A 17,762-nucleotide genomic window follows, 5' to 3' on the forward strand; every position below is an offset into this window, starting at 1 on the left:
GCCCCACCCCAACCAAGGAGCATAATCATGGCACACGCGACATCAGACAACCCGAACGTTTCACCCGCCATCGGCACCACATACGACACCTGGTTTCTCGGACGCAAAAAAGAGCAGTGCGCCAAGAGCAGCAAAGGCGTCGTAGCCGTCTGCCGCGAAGTGAAACCGAGCTGGTTCCTCGGGCGCAAACAGTAGTCCGGCAGCGCTCAAAAAACCTGGAATGCCGTTTGCATTCTCCTTCATACCAAGGAGTAATAAATGGCAATGCACTACTATCATAAACAGCTTCTCGCGCTGCGCAACCGTCTCGCCTGCAATGGCTGCGGTGCGACCATGGCGTTTTACAGCGCCCCCGCCGCCCTCATCTACGGGGTGTGATCAGTACCGAATCGAGATATAGAAACTGAGATCGAAGGTGCCGTCCTCCGAAAGGAAGTTGTTCTTCCGGTAGACGGCATAAGAGGGCTTCGTCGTCGTTTCATACTCGCTGCGCGGCAGCCAGACGTGGTAGACCCAGTGGATGAACCGCAGAAAATCCTCATGGCGCCCCTGCAGGTCGAAACGGGCATAGATCCCCGACGCGATCTTGAACTTCGGCAGGCGGTCGCTCTGGACTTGCTCGTCCGTCTCGATACAGGCGATATAGCGGCACTCCTCCAGCGGCGTCACCGTCGGGTTGTCGTGAAAGAGCGCGATCTGGCGGTACTCCGATAGATTGTTGTCCAGCACCCAGGTCTGCAGTTTCTGCCAGGTCGGCTTGATCATGCTGTCATACCCTTTGTGCCGGATATAGTAACTCTCCAGCTCCGGCCGCTTTTCGATGACGGGCTCCATGCCGTCAAATTCGGAGAGCTTCGCCGTCTCTATTCCCGCCCGTCGGAGCAGACGGTCCGAATAGGTTTTATACCCCCCTTCCCGCCACCGTTTCGGGCTCTTTCCAAACCGCAGCTTGAACGCCTTGATAAACGATGAATGCGAGCTGTAACCGCACAGGGACGCCACCTCGGAAATCGTCGAATAGCGGTTGGTGATCAGCAGGCTCGAGGCTTTCTGCAGCCGGATCGACTTGATGCTTTCATAGATGTTCTGGCCGAACATCTCCTTGAAAATCCGGTGCATATGGAACTTGCTGATCTTCAGGTCACGGCTGAGTTCCTCCAGGTCGATATGGGTCTCGATATGGGTGTAGATGTAGTAGAGGATATCGTTGGCGATCTTCGTATGCCGCTGCAGCGTCTCTTTTCTCATGCCTACATTATAGCAATAATAGACAATTTTTCTATCAATTAAAAAGAAAAAAACTCACATTATAGGCAAATAAAAAAAGCATTAAATAGAAAGAAATAATTTTCGGAACCCTCTAAAATGTCTCCATCCTTTTGAAACAGGATGCCCGAAGGCGTCCGAAACGGAGTCACCATGCAAACGATTACGAAAATTCTGGTCGCCAACCGCGGCGAGATCGCCCTGCGCATTATCCGTGCCTGCAAAGAGCTGGGCATTACCAGCGTCGCCATGTTTTCCGAAGTCGACGCCGAGGGGATCTGGGTCCGCAAGGCCGACGAGGCCTACCCCATCCTGGGCAACGCCCTGCAGGCCTACCTGGACTATGACCGCATCATCTCGCTGGCAAAGAAAGCGGGCTGCGACGCCATCCACCCCGGCTACGGTTTTCTCAGCGAAAACGCCGAGTTCGCCGACGCCTGTACCCGTGCCGGGATCATCTTTATCGGCCCGAAGGCGGAGCACATCATGCTCTTCGGCGACAAAACGGCCTCCAAGGCGGCGATGAAGGCGATCGGCGTCCCCGTTATCGAGGGGACCCAGACGGCCATTACCGACAAGAAAGAGGGCGCGCGCGTCGCGGCGGAGATCGGTTTCCCCGTCATTATCAAGGCGGCGTTCGGGGGCGGCGGGCGCGGGATGCGCATTGTGCGCAAAGAGAAAGAGTTCGATGAGCTGTTCGACTCCGCGACGAACGAAGCGAAAAAGTTCTTCGGCAAAGGGGACGTCTTTATCGAAAAATACGTCGAGAACCCGCGCCATATCGAGGTACAGATCATCGCCGACAAGTACGGCAACGTCGTGCACCTCGGCGAGCGCGACTGCTCCATCCAGCGCCGCCACCAGAAGGTGATCGAGATCGCGCCCTCCCCCCGTCTGAACGATGCGGTCCGCAAGGAGATCTTCCGCATCTCCACCAAGGCGATGTTCCGGCTGGGGTACGAAAGTGTCGGTACCATCGAGTTCCTCGTCGATGAAGCGGACACCGTCTTCTTTATCGAGATGAATACCCGTGTCCAGGTGGAGCACCCCGTGACGGAGCTGATCTCCGGCATCGACATCATCCAGCGCATGATCGAGATCGCCGCGGGGGACAAGCTCCGCTTCCTGCAGGAGGAGATCATCTTCCGGGGCTACGCCATCGAGTTTCGCATCAACGCCGAAGACCCCCAGAAACAGTTCTTCCCCTCCTGCGGGAAGATCACCAACTACATGGCCCCCGGCGGCCCCGGCGTGCGCCTCGACACGAGCCTCTACGCCGGCTACGTCATTCCGCCCGATTACGACTCCATGATCGGCAAGCTCATTATCTGGTCCCTGGACTGGGAGGGGGCCGTCCGCAAAGCGCGCCGCGCCCTGGACGAATTCTATATCGACGGGCTGCCGACGAACATCCCGCTGCACAAGGCAATCGTCCGCGACCAGGACTTCATCGACGGGCGTTTCACCACGGCATACCTGGACGAGAAACTGGACAAGTTCAACCTCGACGCGATCAACTGCATCAAAAAAGAGGAAGAGCGCATGGATCAGATCAACAAGCTGATCGGCACGATCAAACAGAACAACCTCTCCATCCGCCACTGACCCTATGAAGCCGCCCCTCTCCCCCGGGCGCATCCAATATCATATTTTTTATTATGTGCAGAAATTAATTTGTATATTATTTGATCAATTTACTTTTTTATGTGGTAATATTTTGCGTGTTTATCTTACTAACGAGGTGTTCCTTGACCACAAAAATCATCTTTTCCGACGGAAAAGTACAGTTCATTGACAGTGCCGACACGGCATTTTGCAGCAAACTCAAAGATGCGCAGAGCGACAAAGGCATCAACGACCTGCTCTCTCAGCATATCGGCAGTTTTGCTCTGTGTGAAGAAATGGATGTCGGTGAGGTAGAGTGTACGGTGGATCTGCTGAAGAAAAAGCAATCGAGCATCAAACGCATGAAGCGGGCGTTCGGCGGGCACTAGGCCCGCAATGTAGTCATTAGTCCTCGCCGCGGGTAATGATCTTTGCGTCGACTTCGTCGGGGAGGTTCTTCGGCCCCGGTTTGATGTACCATACGTCACCGTTGGTCAGGCTGACATTTCCGCCCCACTTCTCATCGCTGTCAAATTCCAGCTCCTTGATGATCTCCTCCATGTCCTTTTTTGCCACGTAAAAGAGGATCTGTCCGTCCCCGTTGTCTCTTAACATTACTTTTGCCATTGTTTTTCCTTTGTTGTTAGATGGATATCAGACTTTGATAGAAGCCAGAACCTTTTTTGTATGATGCCATAAACCGCCCCGCACGACCCGCTCGAAAGAGATCTTCAGGTAATCGCGCCCGATCAGTTTGATATAGGAGGCCGCATTGAAATAGCGGTCGTCGCGCTCGGGATAGTCGACACGGTAATGCACCCCCCTGCTCTCCTTGCGTTTGAGCGCCGAAAGGATCATCGCCTCGGCGATAGTCAGCGCATTCTCGAACTCCAAAATGGAGGCCAGCTCGACATTGTTGTCGCGCTCTTTGTGGATACAGTGCAGCCCGTGTTTTCTGCCCATCAGGTAGTGGGAGTATTCCAGCGCGCTGGAGAGCGTCTCTTCGCTGCGGAAAACGCCCGCATCGCGGAAGAGCGATGCACCGAGGTTCTTGCGCATCGCGTTGATGTTATAAAGGTTGTCTCCATCCAAGATCAGCTCCACGCGCCGACTCTCTTTGTCCACGTCGCGGTAGTCGATGGGCCGGAACTCCCGGCGGCGGGCGTAGCGCGCGGCTTCAATCCCGGACATGCGGCCGAAGTAGGCCCCCTCCAACAGGGAGTTTCCGCCGAGGCGGTTCGCCCCGTGTACCCCCGTCACGGCGCATTCGCCGCAGGCGAAGACCCCCGGCATATCCGTCGACGTATCGTCGCGCGTCCAGATGCCGCCGATGGTGTAGTGCGCAGACGGGGTGATCGGCAGCAGCTCGGTGGTGATGTCTATGCCCGCGCCGTTGAGAGCCATTTTCCGTGCCGAAGGGAGCTTGGCGTCGATAAGCGCCTCGTCGAGATGGCGGAAATCAAGGTAGACCGTATGCCCTTCGCGCATGTGCTCGGTGATGGCGCGGGAGAGCTTGTCGCGGGTCTGCAGTTCGTCGGTGAAGCGCGTGCCCGTCTCGTCGACCAGGTAGGCCCCCTCGCCACGCGCCGCTTCGCTGATCAGCGAACCGTTCGTTGCCAGGGTCGTCGGGTGGAACTGCACGAACTCCATATTGGAGAGGCGCAGGCCCGCCCGCAGCCCCGCCGCGATGACGTCGCCCGAGCTCTCCTGGGCGTTGGTGGAGTGCCCGCGGAAGATCCCCGCGTACCCGCCGCCGGCAAGAATGAGCGATTTGCAGGCGAAAGCGATCACCTGCGAGTCCCGGCGCCGCAGTACGGTGACGCCGGAGAGCTTCTCTTTGAAACTGCAGATGTTGAGGAACTTGTGGTTGGCGAGGATATGTACCCCTTCGTTGCGGCACTGCATCAGTAGGGTCTGCACGATGGCCGAACCCGTCCGGTCGGCGATGTAGCAGGTACGGTTCGCGCTCGCGCCCCCGAAGGGACGCTGGGCGATGGCGCCCTCCTCGTCCGTATCGAAACCGACGCCCATCTCCTGGAGCTCCTGCACGATCTCCGGGGCCTGGGCGCACATTTTGCGGATATTCCCGAGATTCGCCAAACCGTCCGAACCGTCGAAGGTGTCGGAGACATGGCGCTCGACCGAATCGTATTCGTTGACGTTGATGACGGCGTTGATGCCGCCCGAAGCGACGGCGGAGTTGGAGCGGAACGGGTTGCTTTTGGTCAGGACGGCGACGTGACAGCCGGCGCGTTTGGCAAAGAGTGCTGCATGTAAACCTGCGATCCCGCTTCCGACGACGATCACATCATACAGCATACTCACCCTTTACGACACGCTGCACCGTCTCCTGGGGCAGCTGCGGCACATAGGCCAGCAGCAGGTTGTCCTCGACGTGCTGCGGATCGACGGCCCCGAAGAGCGCGCTCATGATCCCGCCGGAACGGGCGAACTGCAGCGCACTGATAATGTCCGTGAGTTCGCCGGTACCCATCATCTCGCCCAGGCGGCTGTCGAACTTTCCTTTGAAGAGGTTCATCTGCAGCAGCGACGACGCCGCGAAACACTGCAGCCCGTAGCCGTAGGCCGCCTGCAGCAGCGTATAGTAGCGCCCGTCGGGGCCCTTCTGGTTGGCGTAGCTGTACGCGTGCGGCTTGGCAAGGTTGAACGGCACTTCCAGGAAGCGCAGGTGGTGATTCTTGCCCCCGACCTCTTCGGCGATGGCGACGATGTCTCTGAGGCTGAGGTACTCGGTGTGCCCCTCTTCGTACAAAAAGCCGTTCCACGCCGCAATGCCGTAATGGCGGATCTTGCCCTCCGCCACCAGTGCTTCAAAGAGCTTGAACGCCTCGGCGATGCGCAGGCGCAGCGTCATATAATCCACGTAGCCCAGCTGGGTCTCCGGGTTGTGGAGGAAGAGCGCGTCCAGGGTCTCGATGCCCAGGTTCTGGAGCGACCTCTCGACGCTCCAGCGCAGGAACTTGGGGTTCATGCAGTGCTGGTCGACGACAATGTCGTCCTTGGTCGCCAGTCCCGCCTCGAGCATATTCTTGTTGATCCAGTCGTAGGGATCCGGGAAAGGGAACTCCAGGGGGATGAATCCCGCCTTGGAGGTGATAAACAGTTGTTCGCGGGTTGCTTTGCCCTCTGCAAAAAGCTCGGCCAGTGCCTCGCCGATCTCACGCTCGCTCATCTGGTAGCGGTAGTTGATCGCCGTATCGATGACGTTGATGCCGTTGAGCACCGCCGTCTTCACCGCGTCTTTGTAGTTGAGAACGTAGTTCTCTTCGCGGTAGGGCTCTTTGCGGAAGGTCCCGAGCCCCATCGACGAGAGGAAGGCCTCGCCGTTGAAGCGGAAGAAGTCCCGACTGTATTTCGGGAACTGTTTCAGGTAGCCGAATGTTCCTTCTTTGGTCGCATATGAGGCCATTAAGTAACGATTACCTTGATCGGGGCTTTGAGTTTGAAGTTGAGCATGTCTTCGATACCCGCCAGCGTCGTCGTCGTATTCATAGAACAGCTCATACATTCGCCCTGGTACTTGATGAGGACATCCCATTTGCCTTCGTTCTCAACGATATCGAGCAGTTCGACGTCGCCGCCGTCGGCTTTGAGGGTCGGACGGATATACTCTTCGAGAATAGACTCGACCGCTTTGATCTTCTGGACAAGGCCCATGGATTCGAACGTACCGTCGCCTTTTGCTTCGATGATCTTGCGGCTCTTATCTTCGGCAGCCATTTCCTCGAGCGCCTGCTCGAGCAGGTCGACGAGGTAGACGTCTTTCTTCTCGTGACCGCCCTCTTTGACACAGGATTTACAGAAACCGCCGGCCTTGGTATAGTCGGTGATCTCCTCGACGGATTTGAGCTTGTTGAGTTTGATAACCTCCATGATCGTGTCCTGAGTGATACGGGCACATTCACAGATGATGAACTCATCCTCGAAACTCTCCATGTCGACACCCTTGTAGATGGAAGCCGCTTTTTTGATAACGTCGTAAGCCATAACGGAACAGTGCATCTTCTGTCCCGGTACCGCCGGCACGTCCGGATCGTCACGGAGCGCTTTTTCGACGTCGATGTTCGTAATTTTCAGAGCATCGTCGACGGTCTTACCCATACAGAGTTCGGCCATCATATCAGAACTGGCGATCGCCGTACCGCAACCGAAACTTTTGAACTTGCTGACCTTGATCGTATCCGTCGCCGGGTCGATCAGCCAGTAAAGGCGTACGGCGTCGCCGCAGCTCTCTGCACCGAAATCGGCGATAACGAGTTTGTCCTCGCCGGCATCGGCCTCGGTCAGCTCACCCATATTAATAGGATCGTTCATTCTACGCTGTACTTCGGTTGAGTACTCCTCCCAGAGTGCTCCGCCGATCAAATCATCTCTAGCCATTGTGTGACCCCTTTTTGAAAAAGATTTCTACCGGCCATTATGCAAATGGCGTTCCAGTTGAGCCCCCCTGCCGAAAAACATTTTCAATGACAAAAATGTCACCCTGTAACATCGGGAACATCTTATGCAGGGTTTATAGTAATCCCTATAAAAGGATCAGCCATGTACCAGCTGACTGCCATCTTCAACCGCAGTTGCCTCAGTGACGTGTTACTGGAGCTCAAAGAGCGCGCCATCGAGGGCGTTACCATCAGTGAGGTCATCGGAAAAGGCGGCGTCGCGTTCGACGACGCGGGTCCGGTTGAACTCGATGAGAACATTCGCCTCGACATTGTCGTCTCGAACGAACTCTTCAAAGAGGCGGCCAAAGAGGCGATCCGATGCAATACCCGCGATCTCGGCAAGGGAAGCGGCAAGATGTGGGTCACCCCGGTCCTGGAAGTCGAACGGATCCGTACCGGGGAGACCAACGAAGCTGCCCTGCGCCACAACGACAGCGACGAGCGCGCCCTGCACTTCGACAGCTACTACACCGCGATTGATACGCCCGCGAGCTGAGCCTCAGCTCTCGGCCAGCTTATAGAGAAAGCGCCGCTCTTTGAAGGGCGGTATCTCCAGCTCCTGACGGTACTTCGCGATGGAGCGCCGCACCATCGAAATCCCGAAGCGCGCCTCGATCTTCTCATGCAGGATCTTGTCGCTGAAGGGTTTGTCATGGTCCTCACTTTTGACCAGCCGCTCCAGGAAATGTTTGATCTCCGCCGTGGAAACGTTCCCGATGGCATTGGAGAAGAACTCTTTGAAGGCGAACACCCCCCGCTCCGTCTCCAGGTATTTGTCGCTGATGGCCCGGGAGATCGTCGATTCGTTAAAACCGAGCTCGTCCGCGACGTCCTGGAGTTTCAACGGCTGAAGCTCCCCGCCCATGAAGAAGGCATACTGCTTCTCCAGCAGGACCAGCGTGACGTTGTAAAGGGTCGCTTTGCGCAGGTCGAGCAGTTTGACGAGTTCGCGCGCCTCTTTGAATTTCTGTTTGGCAAAATTGTCGTACTTGTCGATCTGCGTCACTTTGAGGTCGGGGTAGAAAGCGTTGTTCATCTTGATAATGAACTCGCCGCCCTCGAACGCGACGTAAAGGTCGGGCAGAACCGGCGGTTCACTCTCCATGTACTCCAGGGCCGGCGGATTCTTCAGGTGGCTTATTACCTCTTTCGCATCCCCCAGACGCGGGTGGTTGACAAACTTCTCCATGGACTCGAAGCGGGTGATCATCGCGCTGACGAGAATACTTAGTTCGTCATCCATCTCGACGTCGTTGAGCTGGAAAAGGAACGACTCCTTGTAGTCCTTGGCCCCGACGCCCGAAGGCTCCAGGTAGGCAAAACGCTGGCGCACCTTCTCGACCTGCTGCATGTCCGTATCGCACTGCTCCGCGATCTCCTTGATCGACCCCTCGAAGTACCCTTCGTCACTGATGTAATAGATAATCTGGCGGGCGATCTTCTGGGAGATAGGTGTCGGAAAGAGCGGTGCGGCGATCTGCTCGTCGAGCTTTTCATAAAGAGACTGGGCAGAGACGCTCAGCCACTCGATTTCGTCGCTGGAGGCGTTTGAGACGTGGTTCTGGTACTCCATGTAGGCGCGGTGAGAACGGTCCGATGAGCTCTCCGAGACTTCGAAGCCCGACGAAACTTCAAGACAGGGGTTTTCGCTCGAGATGACCTGCAGGTGTTTGTCCAGGTCCGAAAGCGAACACTGTAGCAGCGGCAGCCATGTCTGCATGGAGAGGCGCGGCAGCTGTTTCTGTTTGAGGTTTAAAGCTTGTTTCATCGTCTAATCATACCTCTGCTGCTAAAAATGTGATACGAGAATGTGAATAATTTTTGTGCATTCGGCTGTAAAAATGCAAATTTCGTTCTAAGGGTTTCGAAAATGTAGGAAGAAAAGGAGTCCGGAGGGGAAAACCCTCCGGGAGAATTAGTACTTCAGACGGACCAGACCGTTCGGCTGAGCAATTTTCATCTGGCAGGCCAGACGTGCTTTCGGGTTGGATTCGTTCAGCGTTTTCATGACCGCTTTTTCTTTGTCAGTCACGTCGCTGAGGAAGTCCATACCGGACTCAACGAAGACCACACAGGTCCCGCATTCGCCGTCACGGCAACCAAACGGCAGGGCAGAACCTGACGCTTCAACAATGTCCTGAATCGTTTTACCCGGCTTGACGTTGATCGCCAGGAAGTCATTCATAATTTCTACACGTGTTGTCATTCAATACTCCTTTTTTTACTCGAACGGTTTAACAATAATGTCGCTTCTTACAATGCACTGGCATGCAAGGCGAACGGGGGTTTGACGGTTGAATTGCTGGGCAACTTCCGCCTCTTTCTTTGTGATCGCAGCCATCTCGACCAATGTCTCGAGCTCTTTGTCTTCCATATAGTAAGACTGGGCATGCGCATCATAGTCTTCGGTCGTAGGGTTCATAGTCTCTTCGACGCTCAGATCTTCGATCTTTACCGCACAACTACCGCACGTCCCGTCCTTGCACTCGGTCGGGATCTTCACGCCGTTGCTTTCCGCTACACGCAGAAGCACGTCGCCCGTGCGGGCCTGTACACGCTTGTCCATGCCATCGCCAAATCCGCAAAAAATGACGTTTGCCATGTTGTTCTCCTTCGTTTAATCCCTCGCTACATCATGGCTGATGCATCAAGTTCGTCAATACCCAAAATTCAGGCCATGTCTCCTTCGTCTTGGGATTGCGCCCCTTTTGCGGCGAGTTCGGCAGCTTCTTTTTCTGCAGCAGCTTTGGCGAGTTTTTCCGCTTCGCGCTTCGCACGGTGCTCGCGGATCCAGCGCAGCTCGTCCTCCACTTCGTCGTAACCGTCTTCCTCTTCGACGGCGACGAGTTCGCCTTCGCGACAGCCGAAGGTAGAGCCTTCCTCGATGAACTTGACGTCATAGACGCGAATAACCTGGAGGAAATCGCCGATATTCGTGACGTACCCCTCGGCGCCCGGTTCGATCAGGATACCGTCGCGCGGGTGGAACGGATTCGTACCGTCGTTACGGATCGCCTTCGTGATTTTGACGCGCTGTCCGATCCGGAAAACCGGAAGAATGGCATCTTTTTTTGAAGGGGATATCATTTTGCTATCAGCAGTCGACATTTTATTTTCATCCATGGCTTACCTCCTATATTTTGAACTGTTGTTGCGGACCGCTTTTGGCAATGTACCCGTGGCAATCCGAAAAACGTGAAAACGGCTTCGTTAGTTGAAGCTGAGATCCGCCTGGCTTGTACAGGCGTGAACCCCATTGCTCACTTCCTCTACGTCGCTACAGCTGTCGGACGTCGAACACGTGCCGCAACCGCTCTCTTTTCCGAACATATCCCACACGTCCGCTGCGGACGGGGCATAGCCGTTCTCAAAATTCTTATACACGGTGATGAGTGCGAACTTATAGTATTCAAGCATTTTCTCATCACCTTCGAGCTCACTTCCGATGGCGCGGTCCATCATCGCTCCGAACTCTTTCAAGATATGAAAGCGTTTAACGTATACCAAACGCTCGTCATAATCAAGATCGAAAAAATCAAAGTAATCTTCGGCATCAGTCAACGATTGAAACTCTTCAAGCGTACCCATCATTCATCCTTTCTAAGTGATTTGCAATTTTGATTCTTTAGTTTTTAGACAACAGAATCGTTTAAGAGAGCCTGCAGGGACAACTTTGTCCTACAGACCCATCTCCTGTTTGAGCTGAGAGGCCCAGCTGCTGACACGATCTTCGGTCAGATCTTCCTGGTTGATCTTGTCGATCGCAAGTCCGACGAACTTGCCGTCTTTCTCGGCAGCGGAAAACTTATAGGTATAACCTTCCGTCGGCCAGTATCCGAATTCGGTATTGGCACCGAGCTGGGCGAAAAGGGTTTTGAACTTCACCAGGGCGCTGACAAACTCCTCGCCGTGGGTGTCCTGGTCGCCGGCGCCGAAAAAGGCGACTTTTTTGCCACTGAAATCGGGTGTTTCGCTCTCAAGCTCCATTATGGGGTCAACCCAGTCGCGCTGCGGGTCGCCCTGACCCCAGGTAGAAGAACCGATCAGCAGGACGTCAAAATCGTCGAACTGCTCGAGATCGTCGAAATCCTCTTCCATATTGATGAGCTCTGCTCCCTCAAACTGCTCTTCGAGCAGTTCCGCTACTTCCTGTGTCGCACCGGTACTACTACCGACGAAAATACCTACGTTTGCCATATGTGTCTCTCTCCTTGTTGTAATTAAGCTTTGTCTTTGCAGGGTTTGTACTGTTCAAAAATGTCGAACGCTTTGTCCAGCAGTTTCTGCCCGTCCTCGTACAGTTTGTCGAGGGTGCGGTAGCTGAAGCGGTGCGCATCTTTGAAGTACTTGTCCACCAGGACGATCTTGTCTGCGATGACGATACAGCGTCCGAAGCCCTCGTGGCTCATCTCCATAACGACATTGCACATGACGCCCGTCTTGCGCTCGAACTGCAGGGCGATCGCTTTGTAGATCATCTTGATCTCACCGATAAGCATCTCATCGATATCCGCGATGATCGGGATCTCCTTGAGCTGCTCTTTCGTCTTGACGTATTTTTTCGTCAGGAGCTCTTCGTCGCTCATTTTCGCCCAGTTACCGAACTGGTCCGTCGCGCGCAGCTGACGGATCAGCTCCTCGGTGAATGCATTGATTTCAAGTGCCGTATCGGTCATAGTTTTCCTTCGTTTAGATTGAAATTTTTTGGTATTGCTGCCGTTTACTCGACGGCCCAACGCGCCAGGCGAGGGTCGTCGACGGTTTCCATGTTGATAATCCGCTTGACCCACGGCGGCGGGTTGCCGTTGATCATCTTGACCAGCTCCTCCAGGATCTCCTCGATCGCCCGGGGGTCCGGGACCTTCATCGGGTTGATGCCCGCGCGGATCACCTTCGCCGCCGCCGTACCGCCGATGGATTCGACGTACATGATGTTGATTCCCGCAAGGCACTGCACCTTGAAGTCGGTCTTGTCGTCGCCCGTCAGTCCGCTGGTGTCCGACTTGATCACCCCGTTGAGCTCGTAACCGTCCTTGGAAACGTTGTAAACGACAAACTCCTTCGCTCCGCCGAAGTGTGCATTGACCGTCTCCATATCCTTCGACGCAAAGGCGACTTTCATCGCGTTTTCAAGTGTGCCGGTGCTCTCGACGCTGATCTTCGTACTTTCACCCATCATGACCCCTTCAATTCAGTTTAGTGTTCGCCGTGCCGGACATGACGCAGCGTATTCGCCGCTTCGAAAAGAAAGAAACAGCTTCCTTCGTAAAGCTGATCGTTCTTGAGCTGATTGCCGAGCTCCTCGTAATTCGGGAAGCCCCGCAGCATCAGCCCGGCATGGCTTTTGTCATCCATATGCAATAATCGTTCCGCATGGAAATTGCTGATGACGAGATCGGCGTTTTTAAAGTGCTGCGCCGCATCTTCAAGGTCCCCGACAAAGATGTGTTCGGCCTCGATCTTCTCGAGAATCGGACTGTACGTCGTTGCAACAACGGTATCGATAATACCGCCGACGCTCTGCAGCAATTCGCAGATGCCGATGCACGCATCGGGCTCCCCGGTCACGATGAAACGGGCTCCGCCGACCAGGAAGTGGCTGTCGAGCATCACATCCTGCAGGCGGCCGCGCCAGCGCTTCACGAGCGGCGGCGGATCGATCTGTCTTATCTTCATCAGTTCCGCGACAAAATTGTCATTATTTTCCAGCCCCATCAGGTGGTCGAAATGGATGTGGCAGACGGCGGGGTTCTTCTTCTGCAGCGCCTCGGCGCCCACTTTCATGGAGCTGCCGATGGTGATGACCGTCTCCGTGTCGCCCAGGGCCACGATATCGTCGATGCCGATGCCCCCCGTGGCCAGTTTGCCCTGCCCCTCGCTGAGATAGCCGTCGAGGGAGGTGGAGAGATCCGGGAATGCGAGGGTCTCGAACCCGAAGTTCTCGCACATCTCCTTGATCTTCTCGATCTCGCCGGGCTGGATACCCACATGCGGCATCAGCACGAGCTTGTTGGGCTTGCACTCCGTCGCCGGTGCGGTGTGCTGGTCGACGAGCGCCTTGACCGTGAGGGCCCAGCCGCTCTCCATCCCCCCTTCGAAGTCGGGCGTGTTGACGTAGCAGTAGGGGATCTCGATATGCATCCCGACCCCGCGGACGTCATCACCCTTCGTCTCCGTCAGCCCCGTCGTATGCAGGCCGATGAGTTCGGGCTTGAGCTTGCTCTTCTTGGTGATATTGTCAATGGCAAGCAGAATCGAGTAATCTCCCCCGTCAAGTACGGCGGTAATATCGCTGACCGAGGTGTTGTACATCGCGATCGGCTCATTGAAGTGTTTGGTGTAAAAGACTTTGGTATAGGAGGCACACCCCTGCGAGGCGTGCATCAGCGGCAGGCAGTTGCGGATACCCATAAAGGCAAGCGCCGCCCCCATCGGCTGCGAATGCTTGATGGGATTGACCTGCAGCGGCTTGTGTTCTTTCCTATTGAGTTCGAAGTCGGCTTCTTGAGACATGGCCCCTCCTTAATATAGAGAAGTATCTGCATTTCGCGTTCTTGCAGCCCTTTTTCGATAGAAATTATCATATTAGTGCAATTACTCTTGACATGCATGGAAAAAGAGAGTAAAGTTTTAGAGTAAATACACTAACAGACACCTCTGAGCACCCTCTGTGGAGCCAGGAGATGCCAAAAAGGATACGAAATGAAAATCTACACTCGCATGTTGGGAGCCGCCGCGGCGCTCTCCCTCTCCACCTCCCTGCTCCTTGGCGCCGTCTACGACGTCGATCCGACCCACTCGAACGTCGGCTTCAAGATCCGCCATATGATGATCAGTAACGTCAACGGACGCTTCGCCGAATTCAGCGGGAACTACGATCTGGAAGGAAAAGTGCTCAAAGCGCTCTCCGGCACCATCAAGAGCGCCAGCGTCGATACGGACAACGCCAAACGCGACGACCATCTCCGCAGCGCCGACTTCTTCGACGCGGCAAAGTACCCGGAGATCACCTTTACCATGACCAGCTTCGACGGCGATAGCGTGACGGGAGAGCTGACGATCCACGGGGTCACCCGCAGCGTCACCCTGGAAGCGGAAGTGTCGGGGACCATCAAGGACCCGTGGGGCATGACCCGCAGCAGCATCATTCTCGAGGGGAGCATCAAACGCAGCGACTTCGGACTGACCTATAACCAGGTGCTCGAAGCGGGCGGCGTGGCGCTGAGCGACAAGGTGAAGATCACTATCGAGCTCGAGGGGATCGCCAAGCCGGTATAATGCCGCCATGGGAACGAAAAAGAAAATCCTTGCCGGCGCGCTGAAGCTCTTTAACGAGCGCAATACGCAGGCCGCGACGACGAACCATATCGCCGCGGCGCTGGGGATGAGCCCCGGCAATCTCCACTACCACTTCAAAAACCGCGAAGCGATCATTCTTCGGCTCTACGAGGAGATGAAAGCCCAGACGGAACTGGCCACGGAAGCCCTCCCCGGCTCCATCGGCGCGCTGCACGAGCACATGCTGCACCTCGGCCGGGTCTACTGGGAGTACCGCTTTTTCCACCGCGAGCTGCTCTTTCTGCTCTCGCGCGACCCGGAACTCAAAGCCCTCTATGTCCGGGACAACCTGGCCCACCGCGAACGCATCCTGCTCGTGCTCACCAACCTTGTGGAAAACGGCTGCCTGCAGGTGCCTTACGCAAACGTCCTCGAGCACCTCGCCGACACGACCCTCCTGGCCACGCAGTTCTGGATCCCCTTCCTCGAAACCCTCGGCACGCCGCTTGATGAACGCAATGTGGAGGGAATGTTCACGCACGTTCAGGGCGCAATGCGCCCCTACCTGACCCCCAAGGGCCTCAAGGCACTCGCCGACCTCGTCGCATAGCGCACGGGCGGCGCCGCTTCGCTGTTACCGAAAAAAAAGGGGAAGGACCGTTTAGGTACGGCCGTCGAGTATCTGTTCGCTGTCGATGCGTTTGCGGGGGTTTTTTCGAATTTCGACCAGGATCTGCTGCAGGCGGCTGAGCACGATCTGGGCGTTTTTCGACGTGTCGAAGCTGTCCATGGCGATGTAGGTGGTGTCGTTGCGGAAATGATCGTCAAGCTTGCAGAGCAGGTTCTGGCTCGCCTTGTGGGCACGGGCCGAGTCCGTAAAGTCGAAGACGATGAAGTAGTGGTTGTCATCGATCTTCTCTAGGTGGTCCGAGAGGCGCAAGAAACCGCCGAGGGTCTGAATGTCCAGCGGTTCGGTGTGGTGCAGGAGCGCGAAGGTCACATCGACGCCGTAGCGTTCATAAATATAATAGTGTTTTTTTATCAGCACTTCAAAGCGTTGAGCTGTTTCACTCATTGCAGTCTTACCTTTACCAGTATTGTATTCGTGTCATTCATTATAACGACAAACATACAACTTTTATCAGAGTTTCTTCAATATATTTTGTGAATAAAGGATTATAGCAAAAAAATGTGATAGCAACTTAATCTCCCGGGAAACGTTATGCTTCCCGGAGAACCTTTGCCGAAAACCGTGACACGGATCGGAAGCGCAAAGGCTGTCTCGCTAGTCGCGGATCAGCCGACTTCCCAGGGCGCTTTGGCCGAAACATTGGCGAACACCGGGTTCGCGAAGGCGGACTTGAGGTCCTCGGCGAGATTGATGAGTCCGTTGTAGCCGCCGTAGGAGGTCTTCTTCTCCTGGTTGACGTCGATGAAGGAGATCTTCTTCTTGATCGCCGTGTAGAGGCTCCGTCCCCCGGCGAGGAGGATGTGGGCACCCCGTTCGTCGATCACCTTGGACTGCTGCGCGGCGGGCTTGTCCATCAGCACACCGTCCTCACCGAGGTATTCGCGCGCCTTTTCGATGTCGTCCGCCGTTGACTTCTTGATAGAGGTCGCCACAACCTCGATGCCGAGGTCCTGCAGGCCCGACGCGATGGACCACGCCTTGTTCCCGCCGGTATTGAGGACGGCTTTTTTGCCTTTGAACATCCGGCGGTAGGGCTCCAGGGCGAGGTCGAGTTTCGCCTCTTCCTCGTCGATCAGGCGTTCGGCCTTCTCGATCAGTTCCGGGTCGCCGAGCCCCTTGACGATCTCGCGGATGGCGAAGGTCGTGTCGCGCTTGCCGTAGAAGGAGACGGAGACCCAGGGGATGTCCCACTTCTCGTTCATCTTGCGCACCAGCGTCACAAGCGACTTGGCACAGACGATGACGTTGAGCTTCGCGCGGTGGGCCGTACGAATGTCGCCGACCCGGCCGTCGCCGCTCATGGAGGCAAGAACGCGGATGCCGAGCTTTTCGAACATCGGCATATACTGCCACATATCGCCGGTGACATTGTAGTCGCCGATCAGGTTGATGTCGTACTTCGTCGTATATTCCGGCTCCTTGGTGCCGATCAGGTGCTCCAGCACCGCCTCGCCCGCCAGGCGCGAACCGAGGTTCTTGCCCCCGACGAAGCCCGGCGCATGCACCGGGACAACCGGCACGCCGTGCTTCTCGCTGCCGAGTTTGCAGGTCATGTCGATGTCATCGCCTACCAGCGCCGTGACACAGGTGGAGTAGACGAAGATCGCTTCGGGTTTGTAGTGTTCGACAACATAGTCGATGGAGTCTTCCAGGCGCTTGTCTCCGCCGAAGATGACGTCGTTCGTCGTGATCCCCGTCGTGAAGCCCATAAAGGTGTGGTTGCGTCCGTTGTAGGAGCTCAGGCTCTCGCGAGTCTCCCAGGAGGCCCCGAGACAGGTCTGCGGGCCGTGTACGAGGTGGACGGCGTCCGCATAGGGAAAGAGCGAGATCTGTGCGCCGTCAAAGGCGCACCCTCCTGCCGCAAGGCCCGGTTTGGGCTTGTCGCACCCCTCGCCGGGTTTTTTGTCTTTGCTGTGCGAACAGGCACTCTCGTTCAACAACTCTTTGATCTTTGCGCGGTTTACCATTGCCATAATGTCATCCTTCCTATGGAATTTTCATAGTCAGAAAGCTGCTCATCCGCTTGCTTTTCGCTATAGATTTTCTTGTCAAAGTGATATGCAATATATGTACCTGTAGCGGTTTTTTGGGAGGGGTTATCAGTTAGTGGGGTGGCCGTAGCTGTCAAAATGCCGGGCGCGCCCGGCGGGGTGCCGGGGGATTACTCCGCGTCGGCGACGGGGTCGGTCGTTTCGACGACTTCCGGCTCGGTGACCGTCTCTTCGACACCGTTTTGGTGCTTGTACTGGTGCTGTGCCTGCGTCATATTGCGGACCTGGTACTGGTAGCGCATCTGGCTCTGCATCTGCTGCTGCATCATTGCCGCGCCGCGCTGCATCGTTGCCGTGCCCGCACCTGCGCCCGCACCCGGGCCCTGCTGCGCCATTGCCGCCGTGGAAGCGACCAGTGCCGCTGCTGTCAATGCCATGATTGTCTTTTTCATCCTATGTCCTTTTTCT

General features: G+C 55.9%; 23 protein-coding genes. 6 read left to right on the plus strand and 17 right to left on the minus strand.

All coding sequences use genetic code 11. The annotated features are described in order from the left end of the window. Positions 1 to 27: 27 nt before the first annotated feature. On the plus strand, positions 28 to 195 hold the full coding sequence (locus tag WCX72_RS07330; RefSeq protein WP_345969184.1) for a hypothetical protein: 168 nt from the start codon (positions 28 to 30) through the stop codon (positions 193 to 195). A 183-nt stretch (positions 196 to 378) separates the two neighbouring features. Here WCX72_RS07330 and WCX72_RS07335 read toward each other — a convergent pair whose 3' ends face one another. After that, positions 379 to 1,248, minus strand: coding sequence for a GyrI-like domain-containing protein (locus tag WCX72_RS07335; protein WP_345969185.1), 870 nt, complete (start codon positions 1,246 to 1,248; stop codon positions 379 to 381). A 171-nt stretch (positions 1,249 to 1,419) separates the two neighbouring features. Between WCX72_RS07335 and WCX72_RS07340 the strand changes: the two genes are divergently transcribed. Together WCX72_RS07340 and WCX72_RS07345 are read left to right on the plus strand one after the other, a co-directional pair. Then, positions 1,420 to 2,871, plus strand: a complete 1,452-nt coding sequence (locus WCX72_RS07340; RefSeq protein ID WP_345969186.1) for an acetyl-CoA carboxylase biotin carboxylase subunit — start codon at positions 1,420 to 1,422, stop codon at positions 2,869 to 2,871. Positions 2,872 to 3,014: 143 nt separating this feature from the next. Then, on the plus strand, positions 3,015 to 3,260 hold the full coding sequence (locus WCX72_RS07345; RefSeq protein WP_345969187.1) for a hypothetical protein: 246 nt from the start codon (positions 3,015 to 3,017) through the stop codon (positions 3,258 to 3,260). 16 nt (positions 3,261 to 3,276) lie between these two features. On the opposite strand, the gene nifT is transcribed toward WCX72_RS07345, so the two are convergent. The 4 genes from nifT to WCX72_RS07365 are packed head-to-tail and all read right to left on the minus strand — an operon-like array spanning position 3,277 to position 7,272. Next, on the minus strand, positions 3,277 to 3,498 hold the full coding sequence (gene nifT / locus WCX72_RS07350; protein ID WP_231018245.1) for a putative nitrogen fixation protein NifT: 222 nt from the start codon (positions 3,496 to 3,498) through the stop codon (positions 3,277 to 3,279). A 27-nt stretch (positions 3,499 to 3,525) separates the two neighbouring features. Further along, positions 3,526 to 5,190, minus strand: coding sequence for an FAD-dependent oxidoreductase (locus tag WCX72_RS07355; protein ID WP_345969188.1), 1,665 nt, complete (start codon positions 5,188 to 5,190; stop codon positions 3,526 to 3,528). Beyond that, a complete protein-coding gene (locus WCX72_RS07360) occupies positions 5,180 to 6,301 on the minus strand; it encodes an aldo/keto reductase (RefSeq protein ID WP_345969189.1) in 1,122 nt (373 codons plus the stop codon). The genes WCX72_RS07355 and WCX72_RS07360 overlap by 11 nt, the downstream gene beginning before the upstream one ends. Then, positions 6,301 to 7,272 carry an iron-sulfur cluster assembly scaffold protein gene (locus WCX72_RS07365; protein ID WP_345969190.1) on the minus strand — a complete coding sequence of 324 codons (972 nt, stop codon included), beginning with the start codon at positions 7,270 to 7,272 and terminating at the stop codon, positions 6,301 to 6,303. The genes WCX72_RS07360 and WCX72_RS07365 overlap by 1 nt, the downstream gene beginning before the upstream one ends. Before the next feature lie 162 nt (positions 7,273 to 7,434). Here WCX72_RS07365 and WCX72_RS07370 point away from each other — a divergent pair, with 162 nt between their 5' ends. Further along, positions 7,435 to 7,830, plus strand: a complete 396-nt coding sequence (locus WCX72_RS07370; RefSeq protein WP_231018251.1) for a P-II family nitrogen regulator — start codon at positions 7,435 to 7,437, stop codon at positions 7,828 to 7,830. Between the two features lie 3 nt (positions 7,831 to 7,833). Here the strand turns inward: WCX72_RS07370 and rpoN are convergent, their stop codons facing one another. The 9 genes from rpoN to nifN all read right to left on the minus strand — a co-directional run bounded on the left by rpoN (position 7,834) and on the right by nifN (position 13,847). Then, on the minus strand, positions 7,834 to 9,102 hold the full coding sequence (gene rpoN, locus WCX72_RS07375; RefSeq protein WP_345969191.1) for an RNA polymerase factor sigma-54: 1,269 nt from the start codon (positions 9,100 to 9,102) through the stop codon (positions 7,834 to 7,836). Between the two features lie 147 nt (positions 9,103 to 9,249). Next, the gene (locus WCX72_RS07380; RefSeq protein WP_345969192.1) at positions 9,250 to 9,540 is read right to left on the minus strand and encodes a 2Fe-2S iron-sulfur cluster binding domain-containing protein; all 291 of its coding nucleotides are present in this window, start codon (positions 9,538 to 9,540) and stop codon (positions 9,250 to 9,252) included. 15 nt (positions 9,541 to 9,555) lie between these two features. After that, on the minus strand, positions 9,556 to 9,936 hold the full coding sequence (locus tag WCX72_RS07385; RefSeq protein WP_231018255.1) for a 2Fe-2S iron-sulfur cluster binding domain-containing protein: 381 nt from the start codon (positions 9,934 to 9,936) through the stop codon (positions 9,556 to 9,558). Between the two features lie 68 nt (positions 9,937 to 10,004). Continuing rightward, positions 10,005 to 10,421, minus strand: a complete 417-nt coding sequence (locus tag WCX72_RS07390; protein ID WP_345969193.1) for a nitrogen fixation protein NifZ — start codon at positions 10,419 to 10,421, stop codon at positions 10,005 to 10,007. A 123-nt stretch (positions 10,422 to 10,544) separates the two neighbouring features. Next, positions 10,545 to 10,925 carry a nitrogenase-stabilizing/protective protein NifW gene (locus WCX72_RS07395; protein WP_345969194.1) on the minus strand — a complete coding sequence of 127 codons (381 nt, stop codon included), beginning with the start codon at positions 10,923 to 10,925 and terminating at the stop codon, positions 10,545 to 10,547. 87 nt (positions 10,926 to 11,012) lie between these two features. Further along, complete coding sequence (locus WCX72_RS07400) at positions 11,013 to 11,531, minus strand: flavodoxin (RefSeq protein WP_345969195.1); 519 nt, start codon at positions 11,529 to 11,531, stop codon at positions 11,013 to 11,015. A 23-nt stretch (positions 11,532 to 11,554) separates the two neighbouring features. Then, positions 11,555 to 12,010: a NifX-associated nitrogen fixation protein gene (locus tag WCX72_RS07405; RefSeq protein ID WP_231018261.1), complete on the minus strand. Its 456-nt coding sequence runs from the start codon at positions 12,008 to 12,010 to the stop codon at positions 11,555 to 11,557. A gap of 44 nt (positions 12,011 to 12,054) precedes the next feature. Further along, positions 12,055 to 12,513 (minus strand): nitrogen fixation protein NifX, encoded by a 459-nt coding sequence (nifX, locus tag WCX72_RS07410; RefSeq protein WP_345969196.1) that lies wholly within the window; start codon positions 12,511 to 12,513, stop codon positions 12,055 to 12,057. 17 nt (positions 12,514 to 12,530) lie between these two features. Next, the gene (gene nifN / locus WCX72_RS07415) at positions 12,531 to 13,847 is read right to left on the minus strand and encodes a nitrogenase iron-molybdenum cofactor biosynthesis protein NifN (RefSeq protein ID WP_345969197.1); all 1,317 of its coding nucleotides are present in this window, start codon (positions 13,845 to 13,847) and stop codon (positions 12,531 to 12,533) included. Positions 13,848 to 14,036: 189 nt separating this feature from the next. Here nifN and WCX72_RS07420 point away from each other — a divergent pair, with 189 nt between their 5' ends. Next, complete coding sequence (locus tag WCX72_RS07420) at positions 14,037 to 14,612, plus strand: YceI family protein (protein WP_345969198.1); 576 nt, start codon at positions 14,037 to 14,039, stop codon at positions 14,610 to 14,612. Positions 14,613 to 14,619: 7 nt separating this feature from the next. Then, the gene (locus WCX72_RS07425; RefSeq protein ID WP_345969199.1) at positions 14,620 to 15,222 is read left to right on the plus strand and encodes a TetR/AcrR family transcriptional regulator; all 603 of its coding nucleotides are present in this window, start codon (positions 14,620 to 14,622) and stop codon (positions 15,220 to 15,222) included. 51 nt (positions 15,223 to 15,273) lie between these two features. Here WCX72_RS07425 and WCX72_RS07430 read toward each other — a convergent pair whose 3' ends face one another. The 3 genes from WCX72_RS07430 to WCX72_RS07440 all read right to left on the minus strand — a co-directional run bounded on the left by WCX72_RS07430 (position 15,274) and on the right by WCX72_RS07440 (position 17,746). Then, positions 15,274 to 15,687, minus strand: coding sequence for a hypothetical protein (locus WCX72_RS07430; protein WP_345969200.1), 414 nt, complete (start codon positions 15,685 to 15,687; stop codon positions 15,274 to 15,276). Between the two features lie 221 nt (positions 15,688 to 15,908). Beyond that, positions 15,909 to 17,276, minus strand: a complete 1,368-nt coding sequence (gene nifE, locus WCX72_RS07435) for a nitrogenase iron-molybdenum cofactor biosynthesis protein NifE (protein ID WP_345969201.1) — start codon at positions 17,274 to 17,276, stop codon at positions 15,909 to 15,911. Positions 17,277 to 17,464: 188 nt separating this feature from the next. Continuing rightward, positions 17,465 to 17,746: a hypothetical protein gene (locus WCX72_RS07440; protein WP_345969202.1), complete on the minus strand. Its 282-nt coding sequence runs from the start codon at positions 17,744 to 17,746 to the stop codon at positions 17,465 to 17,467. Between the last annotated feature and the right edge of the window lie 16 nt (positions 17,747 to 17,762).

This window comes from Thiomicrolovo immobilis (genome assembly GCF_039645955.1).
GTDB classification, from domain to species: Bacteria; Campylobacterota; Campylobacteria; order Campylobacterales; family Sulfurimonadaceae; genus Thiomicrolovo; species Thiomicrolovo diazotrophicus.